Here is a 17,642-nt window from a genome sequence, read left to right as displayed (position 1 = left end):
GATAAATATGGGACCGTTGTGGGTTGATGTTGCTGGCTACGAGCTGACCGCTGAAGACAGAGAAATTTTAGAGCATCCAACGGTTGGGGGCCTCATCCTATTTGCTAGAAATTATCACGATAGCAAACAACTGTCAGCGTTGAATAAAGCGATCCGCAAGGCTGCAAAACGCTCAATACTGATCGGGGTTGATCAAGAAGGTGGTCGAGTACAGCGTTTTCGCGACGGTTTTTCGATTATCCCAGCCGCTCAAGAATTTGCGACAAAGAATAATGGTGAGCAATTAGCAGAGCAGGCTGGCTGGTTGATGGCTGCGGAGCTGATTGCCCACGATATTGATCTGAGTTTTGCGCCTGTATTGGACAAAGGCCACGACTGCAAAGCGATTGGAAATCGAGCGTTTGGTGAAGATATTGAGACCATTGTTCGTCATAGTAGTGCATTCATTAACGGTATGAAGTCGGTTGGAATGGCGACAACAGGAAAGCACTTTCCTGGACATGGCGGTGTGATTGCGGACTCCCACTTAGAAACCCCTTACGATCCAAGAGACGACATCTTCGAAACGGATATGGCAATATTTAAAGCACAAATTGAAGCCGGGATATTAGATGCAATGATGCCTGCTCATGTGGTTTATTCTCACTACGATGATCAGCCTGCGAGTGGCTCTCAATATTGGTTACAGAAGGTGTTGAAGCAAGAGTTAGGTTTTAAAGGCTTGGTTTTCTCTGATGACTTAACGATGGAAGGTGCCGCTATTATGGGCGGGCCGGCTGACAGAGCAAAAGCGGCCTTGAATGCGGGTTGCGATATGGTGTTGATGTGTAATAAGCGAGATGCACAAATTGAAGCTCTTGATCACTTAGCGATACAAGACGTGCCTTTAGCACAATCATTGCTTAAAAAACACAGCTTTGATTTATCTACACTTCACTCAGATACTAGATGGAAAGAGGCCTCAGAGACGATTAAGCGAATGCTTGGCAGTGAGTGATAAATAGACACATTATAATTTTAGATAAGGCGATATGTTGAGTATTGCCTTTTTTGTATGTATGAACCTTACTCTCATCCTATTTTCATCATAAAGCGAGTTAAAATATGAGTGTAAATTTAATCTTACACTTAATGTTTTTTATTGTTTACACTTGCAATCGTTTTTGTAGCTGTTATTGTGTTTTTAAAGATAGTTAGCCCAAATGGAAATATTGGGTGTAAAAATAAATATACAGGTTGAGTTATGCAAAAAAGTGAATTAAGCAATGTCAATATCATCGACGAACAGGTACTGATTACTCCTGAGGAGTTAAAAGCAAAACTACCTTTGAGTGATAATGCTCGTCGTTTCATTCAAGAGTCTCGTCAAACTATCGCAAACATCATTCATAAGAAAGATCATCGCATGCTTGTTGTATGTGGCCCATGTTCTATTCATGATATTGAAGCCGCGAAAGAGTACGCGAAACGTCTAAAAGCCTTATCGGAGCAACTTAGCGACCAACTGTATATTGTTATGCGTGTTTACTTTGAAAAGCCTCGTACCACTGTTGGTTGGAAAGGTTTGATCAATGACCCTCATCTAGACGGTACTTTCGATATTGAGCATGGTTTGCATGTTGGTCGTGAGTTGCTTGTTGAACTTGCTGAGATGGAAATCCCACTAGCGACAGAAGCGCTTGACCCGATTAGCCCACAATACTTGGCTGATACTTTCAGCTGGGCTGCGATTGGTGCTCGTACAACTGAATCGCAAACTCACCGTGAAATGGCAAGTGGCCTTTCAATGCCAATTGGTTTTAAAAATGGTACTGACGGTAATTTAGGTACAGCAATCAATGCTATGCAAGCCGCTTCTTCTAGCCACCGTTTTATGGGGATCAGCAGCGAAGGACAAGTTGCACTACTGACAACTCAAGGTAACCCTAATGGCCATGTTATTTTGCGTGGCGGCAAGCAGACCAATTACGATTCGGTTTCAGTACACGAATGTGAACAAGAGTTGGCGTCAACAGGGCTAGATGCTTCGCTAATGATCGATTGTAGCCATGCGAACTCACGCAAAGATTTTCGCCGTCAACCGCTTGTCGCTGAAGACGCGATTCATCAAATTCGTGAAGGCAATAAATCGATCATTGGGTTAATGATTGAGAGCCATATTAACGAAGGAAATCAGCCTTCAGATATTCCTCTGAATGAGATGAAGTACGGGGTTTCTATCACGGATGCATGTATCAATTGGGATGCAACTGAGGCACTATTAAGACATGCTCATACTGAATTAGTACCGTTTTTAGAAAACCGTCTATAAAGATAAAAGGGACGTTAATGGCTGTTGAATTAAACGAATTACGCGATCAAATAGATGCCGTCGATAAACAGATGCTTGAGCTTCTTGCTCGTCGTTTAGCTTTAGTTGAAAAGGTTGGGGAAGTAAAAAGCGAGCATGGTTTGCCGATTTATGCACCTGATAGAGAAGCGGCAATGCTGGCTTCTCGTCGCGAAGAAGCGGCTAAGCAAGGAGTGCCACCACAACTGATTGAAGATATTTTACGCAGAACAATGCGTGAATCTTACGCCAGCGAAAAAGATTCAGGCTTTAAGTGCTTGAATCCACAGCTTCGCTCAGTAGTGATCATTGGTGGTAATGGTCAGCTTGGTGGGCTTTTTGGTCGAATGTTTAGTTTGTCAGGTTATGACGTCAAAGTGCTTGGCAGCCAAGATTGGCATAAAGCGGATGAACTACTTAGCAATGCTGGTCTTGTTGTCGTGACTGTGCCGATTCACCTTACTGAAGGTGTGATTGAAAAACTGGGTAATTTGCCTGACGATTGTATTTTATGTGATTTAACCTCTATCAAATCGAAACCCGTGCAGAGCATGTTAGCGGTGCATAACGGCCCTGTTGTTGGTTTGCACCCGATGTTTGGCCCTGATGTACCAAGCTTAGCTAAGCAAGTGATTGTTTACTGTGACGGACGTGGTGAAGAGTCTTACCAATGGTTGCTGAAACAGTTTTCGATTTGGGGCGCAAGTTTATGCCAAATTGAGGCGGGTGAGCACGATCATGGTATGACGTTAATCCAAGCATTACGCCACTTCACCTCTTTTGCTTACGGCTTACACCTAAGTAAAGAGAATCCAAATATTGATCAGTTATTGAAACTGAGCTCTCCGATTTATCGTTTAGAGCTGGCAATGGTAGGGCGGTTGTTTGGTCAAGACCCGAATCTGTACGGAGATATTATTCTCGCGTCACAAGATAACATCGACATGATTAAGCGTTTCCATCAAAGTTTTGGTGAAGCCATTAAAGTACTCGACGGGCATGATAAAGAAGCGTTTGTTGATAACTTTAATCAAGTCAGTGATTGGTTTGGTGATTACTCTCAGCAATTTTTGGAAGAGAGCCAGAACTTATTAAAACAAGCGAATGATGCGATTCATCGAGTTTGATTCGCTCTTAAGCCTTTATAGAACATAAGGTTAGATAGAAAATAAATATCGACAAAAAAGAGCTGTGAAATACAGCTCTTTTTTATTGTTTAAAATAACGCATTATTTAGCATTAGCGAGTGATGCTTGATTTATCATTTGCGTCATCACTCAATACCGTTTCGATACTGCTGTCAGTATACGGAGCATTAGTTAAGTTGATCTGTAGGCGAACCATGTTATCAATCAATTTGACCAGCGGAGCCCATTTCAGCTTCTTCTCTTTTTCAAATACGTAATTGAAATTTTCTGGTGTCCAATCCATAAGGTATTGTGGATTGAGTGAGCGACCTAGAAATCGTACTTCATAATGAAGGTGTGGGCCTGTTGAATTGCCAGAGTTACCACATGTCGCTAATACATCGCCCTTACTGACAAACTGACCACTCTTGGCTTTGAAGCTTTTTAAGTGAGCGTAAGAGCTCATGAATCCGAATGAGTGACGAACGGTTAGGAAGTTTCCAAACCCTTTTTTGCTTGGCCTAACGGTTTCAACGACACCATCCGCAGGGGCTAAAATCTGCTCTCCGCGCTTACAAGTCAGATCTATACCAGTATGAGTATGGCGTTTTCCGCTAATTGGATTGGTCCTGCGTCCATAAGAGGAGGAGATGCGCTGATAGGTGACAGGGCTATCATTTGGAATCAATCTAAACATGGTTGCGCGAACGGCGGAATCAATGGCAGCGGCATCGATTCTCTCTTCTAAAGAGCTATCATTGGTCAGTAAGTCTTCATCCGCCAAGCCTAATACGGATTCCACATCATAAACGCGCTTTCCTAAAATATGGATTTGCGAATTTTTTTGTTCAAGTGATTGAGATAATGAGTGGCTAGTATCAACTTGTTCCTCATAAAGCGCTTCAATAGCCTTTTTTTCAGTTTTTAGATTTGAAATGGCGGCTTCGAACTCTTGTTGAGTCGTATGCATTTCAGATTGCATTAACTGGCTATCGTTGTATTGCTGGTACAAAAAAGTACCGAGTAATGCAGGCACGGTCGTTAAAGTAGCCAAAATAGCTAATATTGATCTCTTACCGAAATGAAACGCTTGATCCCCGCTTTGTGCAGGGATAATGATGGAAATTTTTTTGGACATATTAACTTTTGTATATATTAACTAACGTGACTACGTAATTGGCAGACAATAGCAAAATCGTTTGATTAAGCCTCTTCGCCTAGATCTGATAAATGTTCTATTTCGCGGTGCAGTAAATGATCATCGCCCACGTTGAGTTCAACCAATCTTTTTAGGTGGCTGATACTATCAATATCAATATTATCAATGATTAGACGAATTATATCGTCTTGAGTGTTTAGAACTTTCGCTTGAAGATGAATAGTTATATCACTTTCAGGCAGTGTAAATGAAACGGTGACCGCCGAATTCATCTCTAGATCTGGAGTTTGCTCTGCTGATAACAGTAGTCCATGTAAAGATAAGTCTTTAATCGTGGTTTTTAATTCATACTCACCGTGTGAAATAAGCGCAGGTGCTTGATAAATAATGCGTGAAAAACGACGTCGCTCAACCATAATATTTCTCTCTGTATCAGTAGGTTGATTGCATTTCATCAATCAACATTATTTGGGTTTATACTCATCATAGCAAATAATGATTATGGCAATTAATCGGATATCAAAAAAGCCCACATGAATAACGAATTAATCACGTATTCTTATTTATGCCAAACGTACCAATACACAAAGGCCGCTGATCATAGCGGCCTTTGATTAAAATACAAGCTCTATCGTAATGGTTTATTACTTAGTCATACGTTTGTATTTGATACGATGAGGTTCTGCCGCTTGAGCGCCTAAAGTCTTTTTCAGCCACTCAGTGTATTCAGTATAGTTACCTTCGTAGAAGTTCACCTGACCTTCATCACGGTAGTCTAGGATGTGGGTAGCAATACGGTCTAAGAACCAACGGTCATGCGAGATAACCATTGCACAACCTGGGAACTCAAGTAGCGCTTCTTCAAGTGCACGTAGAGTTTCAACATCAAGGTCATTGGTCGGTTCATCGAGTAGCAGTACGTTGCCGCCCGCTTTAAGCAGTTTAGCTAGGTGAACACGGTTACGTTCACCACCAGAAAGCTGCCCGATGATTTTCTGTTGATCGTTGCCTTTGAAGTTGAAACGAGAGCAGTATGCACGTGCAGGGATTTCGAAGTTGTTGATCTTAATGATATCAGCGCCTTCAGAGATCTCTTGGAATACGGTTTTCTTGTCATCCATGCTGTCACGGAACTGATCCACTGAAGCAAGTTTAACGGTTTCACCTAGCTCCACAGTACCTGAATCGGGCTGTTCTGCGCCACTTAGCATCTTGAATAGTGTTGATTTACCCGCACCATTGGCACCCACGATACCCACGATCGCGCCTTTAGGCATGCTGAACGATAGGTCGTCGATAAGAACGCGATCACCAAACGATTTAGTAAGGTTGTTCACTTCAAGTACTTTATCACCTAAACGCTCACCCGGCGGGATGAACAGTTCGTTGGTTTCGTTACGCTTCTGGTATTGACCTGTCGTTAGCTCTTCAAAACGCGCCATACGAGCTTTAGATTTAGCCTGACGGCCTTTAGGATTCTGGCGAACCCACTCAAGTTCTTTCTCGATAGTTTTTTGACGTGCGCTTTCGCCTGATTTTTCTTGTTTTAGACGTTCATCTTTCTGTTCTAGCCAAGAGGTGTAGTTACCTTCCCATGGAATACCTTCACCACGGTCAAGCTCTAAAATCCAGCCAGCAGCGTTATCAAGGAAGTAACGGTCATGGGTGATTGCCACAACAGTACCGCTGTAATCAACAAGGAAGTGCTCAAGCCATGCAACTGATTCAGCATCCAAGTGGTTGGTTGGTTCATCAAGAAGTAACATGTCTGGTTTTTCAAGAAGTAGACGACAAATCGCAACACGACGACGTTCACCACCAGATAAGAATTCAATTTTCGCATCCCATTCAGGAAGACGAAGTGCATCAGCAGCACGCTCTAGAGCGGTTTCTAGATTGTGACCATCTTTCGCTTGAATTAGTGCTTCTAGCTCACCTTGCTCTTTAGCAAGCGCGTCGAAATCGGCGTCTGGTTCTGCGTATGCAGCGTATACCGCATCAAGACGAGTCAGTGCGCCTGCAACATCAGAAACGGCTTCTTCAACAATCTCACGAACGGTTTTAGATTCGTCCAGTACAGGTTCTTGTGGCAGGTAGCCGACTTTCAAGCCAGTTTGCGCACGAGCTTCACCATCAATGTCTGTATCAAGGCCAGCCATGATGCGCAGTAAGGTGGATTTACCTGAACCATTGAGACCTAAAACACCGATTTTAGCGCCAGGAAAAAAACTAAGGGAAATGTCTTTTAGAATTTGACGTTTAGGTGGCACAGTTTTGCTCACCCGAGACATGGTATATACGTATTCAGCCATTGCCGATCGTTCCTAATGTTTGCAAATTATGAAGCGGACATTTTATACCAAACGCTATCATTTTGTTACCTTCTGGCGAGACTTTACGGTTTATGAACCGAGACTTTATGGTGAAAATTTGCGGGTATACATGCCTAGGTGGTGAAGTTGTATGCAGAAATAGTGTGTTTTTTCTGGGACCGATTGCACTAAAAGCCAATCGATATGCAAGTTTGGATATATTTACAATTTCTAGCTTTACATTCGAATGTGTATGAGTTGTTAATAGAGGCTACCTAATAACAATTCGCACAAGGGAATTGAGCGTATGACGCAAAACAAAGCGCGAACAATAGGACCACACTCAGTATTGAGAAATACGCTAACGACGATAGCGAAAGTGATTTCTTCAAGCCTTCTTATGAGTGTCATGGTCAGTCATGGTATCGCAGCAAAAACCGTTTCTGAACGGGAATTACAACGAGTGAACTATGAAAAAGCTCAAGATTTATTAGATAAGAAAAAGGTGGAAGAGTACCAAGCTTTACGCAGTACGATTGCGACTTATCCTCTGACCCCTTACACCGACTATCGTGCATTTTTGGCTCAGCTGAGTAATAAGACCCCCCCAGAAGTCGACAATTTTATTGAGAAAAACCGATTACTGCCGTTTTCAGCTAGAATTCGAGCTCCTTACTTGGAAGTTTTAGCCAAGCAAGGCCAGTGGCAAACATTATTAACTTTTCAAACTCAGGAGCCTAAGGGCGAGAGTTACCAGTGTATTTATTATCATGCATTGTGGATGGGTAACCAGAAAGAGGCCGCGTTTTCAGGCGCTGAGAAACTGTGGCTAAGTGGGCAAGGTATTGCAGACCAATGTGATCCTCTATTTGAGCAATGGGAAGAGGCAGGGCTTCGTAGTGACGCATTGATTTTAGATCGCATGTTGCTTGCGTTTGAAGCTCGGAACGGAAAGTTGATGACTTATCTAATGAAGTTACCAAAGTCCGACGCGGCAAAGAAACAAGCGGAAGCGATGAAAGCTCTGTATAGAAAGCCGGAGAGCGTCACTCAGTTTGCTAAGCAGCACGAGGCGTCGGATTTCTACCGATCACAAACGGAATTCGCCTTTAAAAAACTTGCCCGTAAGGATGTCTCCGCAGCACAAAAAGCATTGCCTAAAGTGGTTAACGCTCAGAAGTTGTCATCTCAGAAATCACAGCAACTCGCAGAATATGTGGCATTTCGATTAACCAATACCGATTCCGATGAGTTAGCGAAATGGAGAGATCAGGTTCTATTAAAAACAGAGCGGGTTGTCTTGCTAGAGAGAAGAGTTCGCTTAGCGATTCAGCATGCAGATTGGCAAGGTGTCCAGCGCTGGATTGCACGATTACCTGAGGTGAAGCGGAGCGCTATTCGATGGCAATATTGGCAAGGACGATCTGAGATTGAGCTTGGTGAGAAGGTAAAAGGGCAGCAGCGTTTAAAAAAACTCGTTGGAAAACGTAACTTCTACAGTGTGGCTGCTGCGAACGCTGTCAAGCAGTCGATAAACTACCCTACGACGACTCTTGTGCTAGATAAGGCGATGGTGAATCCTCATCGAATGGCATTAGAGCGAATTCGAGAGCTTATTGATCTCGATAAAATTGCGGCCGCGAAAAGTGAATGGCGCTGGCTTCTTAGCTATGTATCGAGTGATGAGAAAGAGATGTTAGCCGCGTATGCAGCAGTACAAGGTTGGCACCACTTAACGGTAACGGCCACGATCTCAGCTCGGATGTGGGATAACACGCATTTACGTTTCCCTATTGCTCACCGCTGGTGGTTTAATTTCTATGGTGAAAAGCACGACATAAACCCGATAACACTTATGTCATTAGCTCGTCAGGAGAGTGCGTTGGATATTGAAGCTCGTTCTCCTGTAGGTGCAAGAGGAATCATGCAGATTATGCCTGCAACGGCTAAATATACTGCGAAAAAGTACCGGATAAATTACCAAGGAAAAGATGACCTGTATGAAGTCGGTAAGAATATTGAAATAGGAAGTCACTACTTAGATGGTTTGCTAGAGCAATATGGCCATAATAGAATTTTTGCTCTCGCGGCCTATAATGCGGGCCCTCACCGAGTGAAAACATGGCGATCTCGAACGGGGGGAGAACTTGACGCTTACGCGTTTATTGAAGCGATACCGTTTAAAGAGACTCGTGGATATGTGCAAAATATTTTGATGTTCGAGACCTACTATCGAGATATTTTAGGGGTAGAAGGAACCTTCTTGAGTGATGAAGAGAGTAACGCAAAATATTAATTTAAAAGTGGCGCTAAAACTTTACAATAGAGATAAGTAAGTAAAGGTGAAAACAATATGGCATCAGAACCAGAATATAGTGATTGGCAACAGTTAATGAGCTTAGTGAAAGAGGCGTCTGAGCAAGATCAGCAACAGATGCTACTTACCATGATGATGACTCCAGATGAAAGAGATGCTTTAGTGGCGAGAGTAAATATCTTCTGTGAGCTGTTAAAAGGAGATCTATCTCAGAGACAGATTAGCCAAATGCTCGGGGTGGGTATTGCAACAATCACTAGAGGTTCTAATGAATTGAAAAGTAAGTCAGAGGAAGAAAAAACGAAATTAGCAGAGTTGATCTTAACCAACAAGAACGCTTAGTGTTATCTTTCTATGATATAAAGTCTAAATATAAAAAGCACTCGTCAAGCGGCGAGTGCTTTTTGCTATCTTCTATTTGCTACCTTCCATTTGCTAGCATCTGTCTAACATCGTTTGTTCGTTTGCAGCATATTGTGGTACGAAGAATAAACGTGTATCGAGAGTTGCGAACTCGCTTACAGATTCGCAGGGAAGTGAGTAGGATTAGTGAACGGGATCAGTGCCAATATGAGCGCTTGGTGATAAACAGAGCTGCGAGTCAATTGGTCTTGAGTCAGCAAGCTAATTGCCCCACCTTTCTGCTTAATATTATCCGTTGCAAACACTTCATCCATTACGTCGCCTAGCTCATTTGCTGTTTTTAGTTTCTCAATGACTTCAGGCGGCAACATCAAACTGGCTGAGCGAGACTCACCTCGATGAGTCGCTGATTCAATCACCATCCACGCAAAAGTTACGCTGCCCTCAATTCCCGCTTCTAAACCAACAAAGTAGTCAGCATTCGAATTAATTTTTTTCGCATTGCGTACTCGATTGAGGGCTCCATCATGAGTCTCTTGATCCGTCATTGGTTGATCGGCCACTTCGCTTGCTACGCTGACACCTTCAAACTCAAAAGTTTCAGTAGGGAAGGCTGCTTGAAATGCACTTTTGACCGCATTGATTTTTGCAGGGTTAAGAGAGGTGATAATTACGGTTTTCATGACAGGTTTAGAGTCCTTTTAGCTGTTGATACCAAATCGATAGCTGATCAATATCCATTGGTTTTCCAAAATAGTAGCCTTGCATAAAGTCACATTGTTGATCTGCAAGCCATTCATGCATCTCTTGGGTTTCAATGCCTTCAGCCGTTACGGTTTTAGATTGCGCATGGCACAACTCAATAAGTGGTTTGATTACGTTCTGATTATTCGTTGCGACTAACGTTTCTAAAAAGAGTCGATCGAACTTAATCTTTTGTACAGGGTATTGCACAAGTTGAGTTATCGAAGTATAGCCTGAACCAAAATCATCAATGGCGAGGTTGTAGCCTAATTTGGATAATTTATACAGTAGTGGGAACCCTTTTGAATCTGCTGCAAAAGTTTCCGTTATTTCAAAGTCGATCAAATGGCGTGGAATACCATATTGTTGAGCGTGCTCTTCGATAAACATGGCTAGTTTTGTACTACTAAGCTCAGCTGAAGATAAGTTAATCGACAACTGAACAGGAATATCAAACGCTGTTTGTAATTGATCAAAGCGAGCAAAAGATTGTGCGATTACCCAGCGGTCAATCTCTTCAAATAACCCCGTTTGTTCTGCAATGGGAATGAATTCATCAGGTGAAATGAACCCAAGTTGTTCGGAATGCCACCTCAACAGAGCTTCAACACCAATCACTTCAGTACCTTGAGTATTTAGGTAGGGCATAAATACGAGGCTGAACTCATCGATATATTGATGAGCTCTTAATGCTCGTTCGATATTCGAGCGTCGCTGAACTATTTTATCGAGGTCAAGAGAGTAGTGAGCGAATTGGTTTTTACCCGCACGCTTTGCTTGATACATGGCAGTATCAGCATTCGATAAGAGTTTTTCAATATGGTCACCATCCAAAGGATAAGTGGCGACGCCAATACTTGCGGTGATAGGAAAGCTACCAAATTCAGATTTAAACCCGCCCTGAAGAGGCGCTAAAATTTGCTCAGCAAAGGCTTTTGCGGCATCTTTAAAGTTATTTGGTGAGCAGATAAAGATGGCAAATTCATCACCAGATAGGCGTGAAGCAAGGCTCTTGGTCCCATATTGATGGCTAAAATCATCACATAAGCGAGTCACTTGTTCAGCAAATTCAACCAGCAAAGAGTCACCCACCTGATGTCCATATTGGTCATTAACGAACTTGAAGTTATCCAAATCAATATACAGGACCCATATATTACAACTTGCTAATGGGGAGCTAAGTATACTATTCGCGTAATTCTGAAACTGATGACGGTTCGCAAGCTTGGTTAGGTGATCGTTTTCAGCTAATGTTTTGGTTTTTCGATACGTATTATCGAGTTCGTTATACATGTCATAGAAGCGTGTGGATAACCGTCCCATCTCATCATTGGTATTGAGTGGTTGGATATTGTCACGCTGTTTTTTTTCAACTTGTTGGAGTTGCTTATCTAAACGAGTTATTGGATTTATCACATAACGGTAGAGAAGAATAAGTAGCAACAATACCGTTATTAATGCCGAAGTCCCAAAAGATAGAATAAGTTGACGCCAAATATCTTGCAGCTTGTTATTGAGAATAAATTGAGCAGGATCGACCGTGATGTATAAGTCATTGGCGAGTTTAATAGACTGAGTGAGTCCTTTGTTGGTATTAATTGGCTCGGAAGATGCGAAGATGCTAGTTTGGTTATCAAACTCGATCTGCCTTCGTAGCGTATTGAATTTGTCTAATGAAACGGATACGACGACGAAAAAAATATCGTCTTGTTGTTTAATCAGTGGACGAGCAATGGTTCTTTTGTCTAGTACTTCATAGCGAACTAGCATACCGTCACCTTGAGAACTTAAGACATAATTGATGTCCGAAGCGGCCAATGATGTTTGGTATTTCTGTTTTACATGGTGAAGTATCGCAGGATCAATTTCAGCGAAAGGATCGGTGCTATTTTCAGCATAATAAAGGAGATCTTGATTACTATCTAGGATCGCCAAAGAAGAGAAGCTACTGTCTCCTGCTTGCAATACTTTTATGGTTTCCTGCAAATTTTCGATGAGCTCAAGCTCACGATATGGATTTTGTGCGTTAAGAAAGTATTGCCGAATGATGTCACTCTTGGTCAAGGTGTAGGCGTAGCTGTTTAGAAATGAGCGAGCTTGACGAAAATGACCTGCCAACTTTTCCATATTGAGCTGTAAATAACTGTCTTCTCGTTTAATAAGAGCATCCTTTTGGCTAGCGTAAATAATATAGCTAGAGGCTGCGGCACTAATGATAATTACAGGTGCGATTAAAAGAAGTATACGTTTACTTAACTTCATAACGAATAAATACAAGTTACCTTATTTGGGGAATGTAATACCATGCTGTTGGTAGGTCTTAGCACTTGGTTTATAAAATAATAGCACTCTAAGCTAATGAAAGTACGGTTTTATTCTCATCTGAATGGTGAATACTTATTCTATTTGGCTACTATGTTCTTTGATTATGGCGTTGCGTATCCGGCTTCTAAGCGTCATCGATGCATTGTCCTGTGTTGAATAAAATTGTGAGCGTTGGATGATGCTCATATCTGGATAGAGTGATTGAGAGTGATCACCTTCGGCTTCTAATAATGTGATTGCTTTAGAGTTCGTTGTTGAATTGCCAAGCTCTCTCGCATTTATCGCTGCAATGTTTGGACGATGCAAAAAATTAATAAATGAGAGCGCCAGTTGAGGTTTTTTTGATGACTTCAAAACCGCTAAGCAATCGACCCATAATACTGTTCCCTCTTTTGGAACGGTATAGCCCCACTGGTAGTGAGAACCTAAATGATTGAGTACCTGCGTATCCCCGCTATAGGCGAGAGCTAAATGAATGTTCGCCATTTCTTGGGGGTTATGCATTAAGTAAGTCAAAATATACTCATAGGTTCTGACGAATGGAATTTGCTGTTGAAGCTCAGCATAGACTTGAGTTAAGTCTTCCTTATTGGATTCATGGATAGACAAGCCTCTTAAAAATAGAGAGGGCATCAACATATCGCTATAGTCTGCCAGCATGCCAATATTCCGCTGTTGCATATTTTTGGAATAAGATTGCGGATAGAGTAAAGCACGCCATGTATTCGGTGGTATCGGGTAGATGTCTTTACGGTAAATTAACCCTAAAGTCCCCCAGAAATAGGGCACAGCGTTAGAACTGCACTGATTCTTCCAAATTTTTGGTATGTTGGACAAATTGGTTAAACTGTCCGTGGCTGTTAGGTCTAATAACTTGTTATTGCGGGTAAAGTTACGAGTCGCTACTTCATCGAGTACAGCAATATCAACCTCATTCCCTTGCAGTTGATTGATAATTCGATCTCTGTCGGTGTCACTATCAAAATAGATCTGCTTTATTTTGACATTGGTTTCCTGCTCCCATAAATCAATCACCGGTTCAGATAGGTAATATTGCCAGTTAAAAATGGTGAGTGTTTGTGGATCTTCTTGAGCGTAAGCTTTACCAGTATGCAAAAATATGACAAGCAAACAGTTGATTGCTGTAAAGAATGATTTCATTTAGTTCCCTATATCAAAACGGTTCGTTACAGAAATAATTGTCTGCTTATCTCGTTATTTACGTTTTACGTACCTGCGAAAGTTACGTTGTGCAGGCTACGCAAGTTTCACCTGAGTCGGTTTTACATTTTCGCTAGGGTAGCAGCCTAAAACTTTCAGGTGGCGAGTTATTTTGGTTAACTCCACAATAGCTTGTTGCATCTCTATAGAGTCTAGGTGAGATTCTAAATCGACATAAAACATCTCTTCCCATGGGTTGCCCATGATTGGTCGTGACTCCAATTTATTCATGTTAATGCCATAACGCTGTAGTACCAGTAGCGTCTCAACTAGAGAGCCCGCCTGTTGTGACGTCGACATGATGAGCGTTGTCTTTGCCGGGATCTGCGGTGAAACTTCAACGGGTTTACGAGCAACCACAATGAATCGTGTATGGTTTTCAGTTTGATTGGCGATGTTGCCTTGAATGGATTGCAATCCATACAGCTTGCCACTTGATGAGTTTCCAATCGCGGCCACATCGGTGCGATTTAACTCTTTTACTTTTTGCATCGCATCGGCTGTGCTCACGCATGACTCTAATTTCACGCCTTTCATTCTGCTCAAGAACTCACTGCATTGTTGGTGCGGCTGAGGGTGTGAGTAGAGGGTTTTAATTTGTTCGATTCGGATCTCTTCTGTTGCAACAAGGCAGTGCTCAATGGGTTGGGTGAGTTCGCCAACAATATACAAAGTGGTGTGCTGCAGAAGGTCATAGACTTCATTAATTGAGCCTGAGCTGGTGTTCTCTATTGGCAACACTCCGTAATCAGCGTGGCCAGACTCTACGGTATTGGCGACATCTTTAAAGTGATCGCAATTGAGCTCAACAAGCTCCATATTTTTACGGCTGAAATATTCACGGCTTGCAAGGTGTGAATACGATCCTTTTGAACCAAGAAACGCTACTCGGGCTAAAGGTTTTCTATTCTGAGGATTCGCTAAATTTTGTAAGTAAGATTGTTGCAGCAATACGGAGTCTTCAATAATGGTATGAAAAAGCTTAGTGATGTATTGAGCATCAAGATCATACTTATTTTTGCCGTTGTTGATTAATTTGACTAACAGTTGCTGTTCGCGAGAAGCGTCGCGTACTGGTTTGGATGTTTCTACTTTGCTTTTAGCAACTTCAATACTGAGTTTACGGCGTTCTGAGAATAGGCTCAGAAGTTGGTCATCAAGTTCATTGAGTCGTAAACGGATCTCATCAAGAGAGATATGGCTGTCAGTCATTAAAATTGTCCTTATAAAAAAGCCCCCCATTTTGGGAGGCTTCTGTTCGTTTTTGACTTTTCTTTCGAAAACGAGTTCGCCCCCAGTTATGGAAGAAAAAATAAGTCAAAAAAGAACAGTTGTTTGGTATGCATAAATAGTAATTTATCGCTGAATGTTTAAACACAATAAGCAAGCAGGGATAAGGCGTCAAGCAAAAAAATAGCGCCCGTAGGCGCTATCTTAAATCCTTATTTTTTATTCGACTTCTTCAGCTTCTTCTATCTCAGGTTTTTCAGAACGACGAGCTTCTGGTTTGTGGCGTAGTTTATTCAGTTGGCGTTCTAGTTTTTGTTCTACTTCATTAACCGCTTTGTATAGATCTTCGTTTACAGCGGAAGCAACAAGTTGTCCTTTAGGAACCGTGATAATAGCCTCGAATTTTTTCTGTTTATTTGGCTCTTCGCTAAAGCTTGTTTGACAACCAATGATGTCTACTTGCCACTTCTCTAGTTTCTTAAATTTAGCTTCAATGTGCTCACGAATTGCAGAGGTGATGTCGATGTTTTTACCAGTGATTTGTACTTTCATATTGAGTTTTCCTCTGTGTCATCCCTCATGGGTTAACTCCAGATTACGGATATAAAGCTAAATAAATGTGATATAGATCACTCTTTGGTGCGGATTATAGGGCGGTGAAATTAAATGTGATCTTACGCAAATCTTTCTTTATTTTCTGCTGAAATACCTTGTTATCAAAAAAAAACAAGATAGATTGGTAAGGGTAATACGCTGAAAATTCATCATTTTTGGGGAGTTTTTACAGCCTGAATATTTTGATGATGAATAAACGTCCAGAGCCTAAATGTGATACAGATTCACTGATGCTCATAAGTTATACATTTGAATGTTAAAATGCCGCTCGTCATTTGATTGAGCGGCATTTTTGCATTTCAGTCATCACAGCTTGATTACTATGGAGACATGTCCATAAACCTCACTTGGTTATCCTTCAAAAGTACTGCATTTCCTTTATCTCGTACTTTTTGAATGGCAGCGAGTTGTTTGTATACCACGTAATATCGATTGATGTTGGCAACATAATGAACAGGCTCCCTTCCGATGTTACGTCGGGCAATCACTTCTACATTTTTAAACCATACATTAGGATCATAACCATGCTTTAGAGCGAGTTTGCGGATTCGTCTTATTTGAGCTGGCCCCGCATTATAGGCTGCTAACGAAAAATAGATTTGATCATCAACACTCATGTCATTATCTGAAAAGTAGCGATCTTTAATAAATCTCATATATTTCACCCCAGCATGAATATTATTCTCTAATTGATAGATGTCTGGAATGTTGACATAGGGATCTTTTGCGGTACTTGGGAGCACTTGCATAATACCGACTGCGCCTCGGTGCGACACTTTACTTTGGTCTAACCCGGACTCCTGATATGCCTGTGCTGAGATCATTAGCGGTTCAAATTCATATTGACTTGAGTATTGGCTGAAGAGCTCTGATATATGATTAAGTTTGGCGATTTTCTTTGGATTTAAAGCACGACTTAGCCATCGAGTGTTGTCTATATATTTGTCATAAATAACGTTGCCCAGAAGTGTGCCCGATTTTGCAGTTTTAATGTATTTATTGAGTGTCGCTTTGAGCTTCGGGCTGTTTTGGCGTAGTGCCCATGCTATCTCACCATTTTCTCTTAGTGGGAGTTGCGGATGAATTTGGATATTTTCCATCACACTAAGCCATAACTTAGTTTTATGACTATCTAAGATAGTGGCATTAATGTACCCCTGGTTCACCATTTCGATAAGTTCATAATCCTGTAGCGTCTCTTCAATGAACTGAACGGTGACAGGGGCCAAACCTTGCTGGTCGAGTTTTTGATTGATAACTTGAAGGCTTTCAAAATAACTAGAGCTGGCTCGCACCCAAACCTCTTTACCACTGAGTTGTTCGATAGCGGTTATTTGAGGATGATCTTTGTTGGTAACGATGATCTCTTGGATATTGTTGATAACAGGGTTACTGAAATCGATAATTTCTAACCGCTTGTCGGTGATGGTTAAATTGGCGACTGCCACATCACCGTAGCCGCTAGTCAGTGAGGGTAATAAATCATCACGTTGAACTGGAATAATTTGAACATTTAAATATTGAGACTGTTTTTTAAGTTGTTTCTCAAAGTGGTATAGCATTTCAGCAATGATGCCTTTCGGCTTTCCTGCTTCAACATAGTAAAAACCTAGATCAGCAGAGACAAGAACTCGTATGACATTCCGTTTTGATAGACGATCAAAGTCGCCCACATACGGTTCTTTGCTCAAAGGCGATAGCTCTAAAGCGAGTCCTTTGGGAGGAATGAATATCGTGATAACGAGCAGTAAAAGTAATTTTTTCACATCAACCTCCATGTTGATACTTTGTTAAATCATTACATTTATCATACGTATTGAACAACTATCCAGCAAGTTTGTCAGTCGATAGACATAAAAAAGCCGCTTAATAATCAAGCGGCTTAACGGTGTCATTCAAC

At 41.6% G+C, this 17,642-nt stretch carries 14 protein-coding genes and 1 other annotated feature; of the genes, 5 read left to right on the top strand and 9 right to left on the bottom strand.

Annotation, left to right across the window (positions count from 1 at the left end):
• Positions 1-7 precede the first annotated feature (7 nt).
• The 3 genes from nagZ (at position 8) to tyrA (ending at position 3,456) form a co-directional block, all read left to right on the top strand.
• Entirely contained in the window at positions 8-997 is a 990-nt protein-coding gene (nagZ, locus tag OCV39_RS11850) for a beta-N-acetylhexosaminidase (RefSeq protein ID WP_261888521.1), read from the top strand.
• Positions 998-1,243: 246 nt separating this feature from the next.
• Positions 1,244-2,311 carry a 3-deoxy-7-phosphoheptulonate synthase gene (locus OCV39_RS11845; RefSeq protein WP_113799344.1) on the top strand — a complete coding sequence of 356 codons (1,068 nt, stop codon included), beginning with the start codon at positions 1,244-1,246 and terminating at the stop codon, positions 2,309-2,311.
• A 17-nt stretch (positions 2,312-2,328) separates the two neighbouring features.
• Positions 2,329-3,456 carry a bifunctional chorismate mutase/prephenate dehydrogenase gene (gene tyrA / locus OCV39_RS11840; protein WP_261888520.1) on the top strand — a complete coding sequence of 376 codons (1,128 nt, stop codon included), beginning with the start codon at positions 2,329-2,331 and terminating at the stop codon, positions 3,454-3,456.
• 112 nt (positions 3,457-3,568) lie between these two features.
• On the opposite strand, the gene OCV39_RS11835 is transcribed toward tyrA, so the two are convergent.
• The 3 genes from OCV39_RS11835 to ettA form a co-directional block, all read right to left on the bottom strand.
• The gene (locus OCV39_RS11835) at positions 3,569-4,594 is read right to left on the bottom strand and encodes a M23 family metallopeptidase (protein ID WP_017053107.1); all 1,026 of its coding nucleotides are present in this window, start codon (positions 4,592-4,594) and stop codon (positions 3,569-3,571) included.
• Between the two features lie 65 nt (positions 4,595-4,659).
• A complete protein-coding gene (locus OCV39_RS11830; RefSeq protein WP_017053106.1) occupies positions 4,660-5,031 on the bottom strand; it encodes a PilZ domain-containing protein in 372 nt (123 codons plus the stop codon).
• Between the two features lie 228 nt (positions 5,032-5,259).
• Entirely contained in the window at positions 5,260-6,927 is a 1,668-nt protein-coding gene (gene ettA, locus OCV39_RS11825; RefSeq protein WP_261888519.1) for an energy-dependent translational throttle protein EttA, read from the bottom strand.
• A 400-nt stretch (positions 6,928-7,327) separates the two neighbouring features.
• On the opposite strand from ettA, the gene sltY reads away from it, so the two are divergent.
• Both sltY and trpR read left to right on the top strand, forming a co-directional pair.
• Positions 7,328-9,223, top strand: a complete 1,896-nt coding sequence (sltY, locus tag OCV39_RS11820) for a murein transglycosylase (RefSeq protein WP_261889515.1) — start codon at positions 7,328-7,330, stop codon at positions 9,221-9,223.
• 57 nt (positions 9,224-9,280) lie between these two features.
• On the top strand, positions 9,281-9,586 hold the full coding sequence (gene trpR / locus OCV39_RS11815; RefSeq protein ID WP_017053103.1) for a trp operon repressor: 306 nt from the start codon (positions 9,281-9,283) through the stop codon (positions 9,584-9,586).
• Between the two features lie 176 nt (positions 9,587-9,762).
• Here trpR and yjjX read toward each other — a convergent pair whose 3' ends face one another.
• From yjjX to OCV39_RS11785, 6 genes are all read right to left on the bottom strand, one after another.
• Positions 9,763-10,290 carry an inosine/xanthosine triphosphatase gene (gene yjjX / locus OCV39_RS11810; RefSeq protein ID WP_113799334.1) on the bottom strand — a complete coding sequence of 176 codons (528 nt, stop codon included), beginning with the start codon at positions 10,288-10,290 and terminating at the stop codon, positions 9,763-9,765.
• A 7-nt stretch (positions 10,291-10,297) separates the two neighbouring features.
• Positions 10,298-12,613 carry a putative bifunctional diguanylate cyclase/phosphodiesterase gene (locus tag OCV39_RS11805; RefSeq protein ID WP_261888518.1) on the bottom strand — a complete coding sequence of 772 codons (2,316 nt, stop codon included), beginning with the start codon at positions 12,611-12,613 and terminating at the stop codon, positions 10,298-10,300.
• A 135-nt stretch (positions 12,614-12,748) separates the two neighbouring features.
• Complete coding sequence (locus tag OCV39_RS11800; RefSeq protein ID WP_261888517.1) at positions 12,749-13,837, bottom strand: ABC transporter substrate-binding protein; 1,089 nt, start codon at positions 13,835-13,837, stop codon at positions 12,749-12,751.
• 96 nt (positions 13,838-13,933) lie between these two features.
• Positions 13,934-15,109, bottom strand: coding sequence for a prephenate dehydratase (pheA, locus tag OCV39_RS11795; protein WP_017053099.1), 1,176 nt, complete (start codon positions 15,107-15,109; stop codon positions 13,934-13,936).
• Between the two features lie 13 nt (positions 15,110-15,122).
• Positions 15,123-15,240 (bottom strand) — a sequence feature (Phe leader region).
• Between the two features lie 106 nt (positions 15,241-15,346).
• A complete protein-coding gene (hpf, locus tag OCV39_RS11790; RefSeq protein ID WP_017053098.1) occupies positions 15,347-15,679 on the bottom strand; it encodes a ribosome hibernation-promoting factor, HPF/YfiA family in 333 nt (110 codons plus the stop codon).
• A 383-nt stretch (positions 15,680-16,062) separates the two neighbouring features.
• The gene (locus OCV39_RS11785; RefSeq protein ID WP_261888516.1) at positions 16,063-17,520 is read right to left on the bottom strand and encodes an MltF family protein; all 1,458 of its coding nucleotides are present in this window, start codon (positions 17,518-17,520) and stop codon (positions 16,063-16,065) included.
• Positions 17,521-17,642: the final 122 nt, after the last annotated feature.

Source organism: Vibrio cortegadensis (assembly GCF_024347395.1).
Lineage (GTDB): Bacteria > Pseudomonadota > Gammaproteobacteria > Enterobacterales > Vibrionaceae > Vibrio > Vibrio cortegadensis.
The sequence above is the reverse complement of the archived record's forward strand: the minus strand, read 5'-3'. Positions and strand labels throughout refer to the sequence as shown.

Excerpts from the sequence above, each read along its gene's own strand:
- yjjX (WP_113799334.1), bottom strand. The coding sequence starts at position 10,290 with ATGAAAACCGTAATTATCACCTCTCTTAACCCTGCAAAAATCAATGCG.
- OCV39_RS11845 (WP_113799344.1), top strand. The coding sequence starts at position 1,244 with ATGCAAAAAAGTGAATTAAGCAATGTCAATATCATCGACGAACAGGTA.
- pheA (WP_017053099.1), bottom strand. The coding sequence starts at position 15,109 with ATGACTGACAGCCATATCTCTCTTGATGAGATCCGTTTACGACTCAAT.
- OCV39_RS11785 (WP_261888516.1), bottom strand. The coding sequence starts at position 17,520 with ATGGAGGTTGATGTGAAAAAATTACTTTTACTGCTCGTTATCACGATA.
- ettA (WP_261888519.1), bottom strand. The coding sequence starts at position 6,927 with ATGGCTGAATACGTATATACCATGTCTCGGGTGAGCAAAACTGTGCCA.
- OCV39_RS11800 (WP_261888517.1), bottom strand. The coding sequence starts at position 13,837 with ATGAAATCATTCTTTACAGCAATCAACTGTTTGCTTGTCATATTTTTG.
- nagZ (WP_261888521.1), top strand. The coding sequence starts at position 8 with ATGGGACCGTTGTGGGTTGATGTTGCTGGCTACGAGCTGACCGCTGAA.
- OCV39_RS11805 (WP_261888518.1), bottom strand. The coding sequence starts at position 12,613 with ATGAAGTTAAGTAAACGTATACTTCTTTTAATCGCACCTGTAATTATC.
- hpf (WP_017053098.1), bottom strand. The coding sequence starts at position 15,679 with ATGAAAGTACAAATCACTGGTAAAAACATCGACATCACCTCTGCAATT.
- OCV39_RS11835 (WP_017053107.1), bottom strand. The coding sequence starts at position 4,594 with ATGTCCAAAAAAATTTCCATCATTATCCCTGCACAAAGCGGGGATCAA.
- trpR (WP_017053103.1), top strand. The coding sequence starts at position 9,281 with ATGGCATCAGAACCAGAATATAGTGATTGGCAACAGTTAATGAGCTTA.
- tyrA (WP_261888520.1), top strand. The coding sequence starts at position 2,329 with ATGGCTGTTGAATTAAACGAATTACGCGATCAAATAGATGCCGTCGAT.
- OCV39_RS11830 (WP_017053106.1), bottom strand. The coding sequence starts at position 5,031 with ATGGTTGAGCGACGTCGTTTTTCACGCATTATTTATCAAGCACCTGCG.
- sltY (WP_261889515.1), top strand. The coding sequence starts at position 7,328 with ATGAGTGTCATGGTCAGTCATGGTATCGCAGCAAAAACCGTTTCTGAA.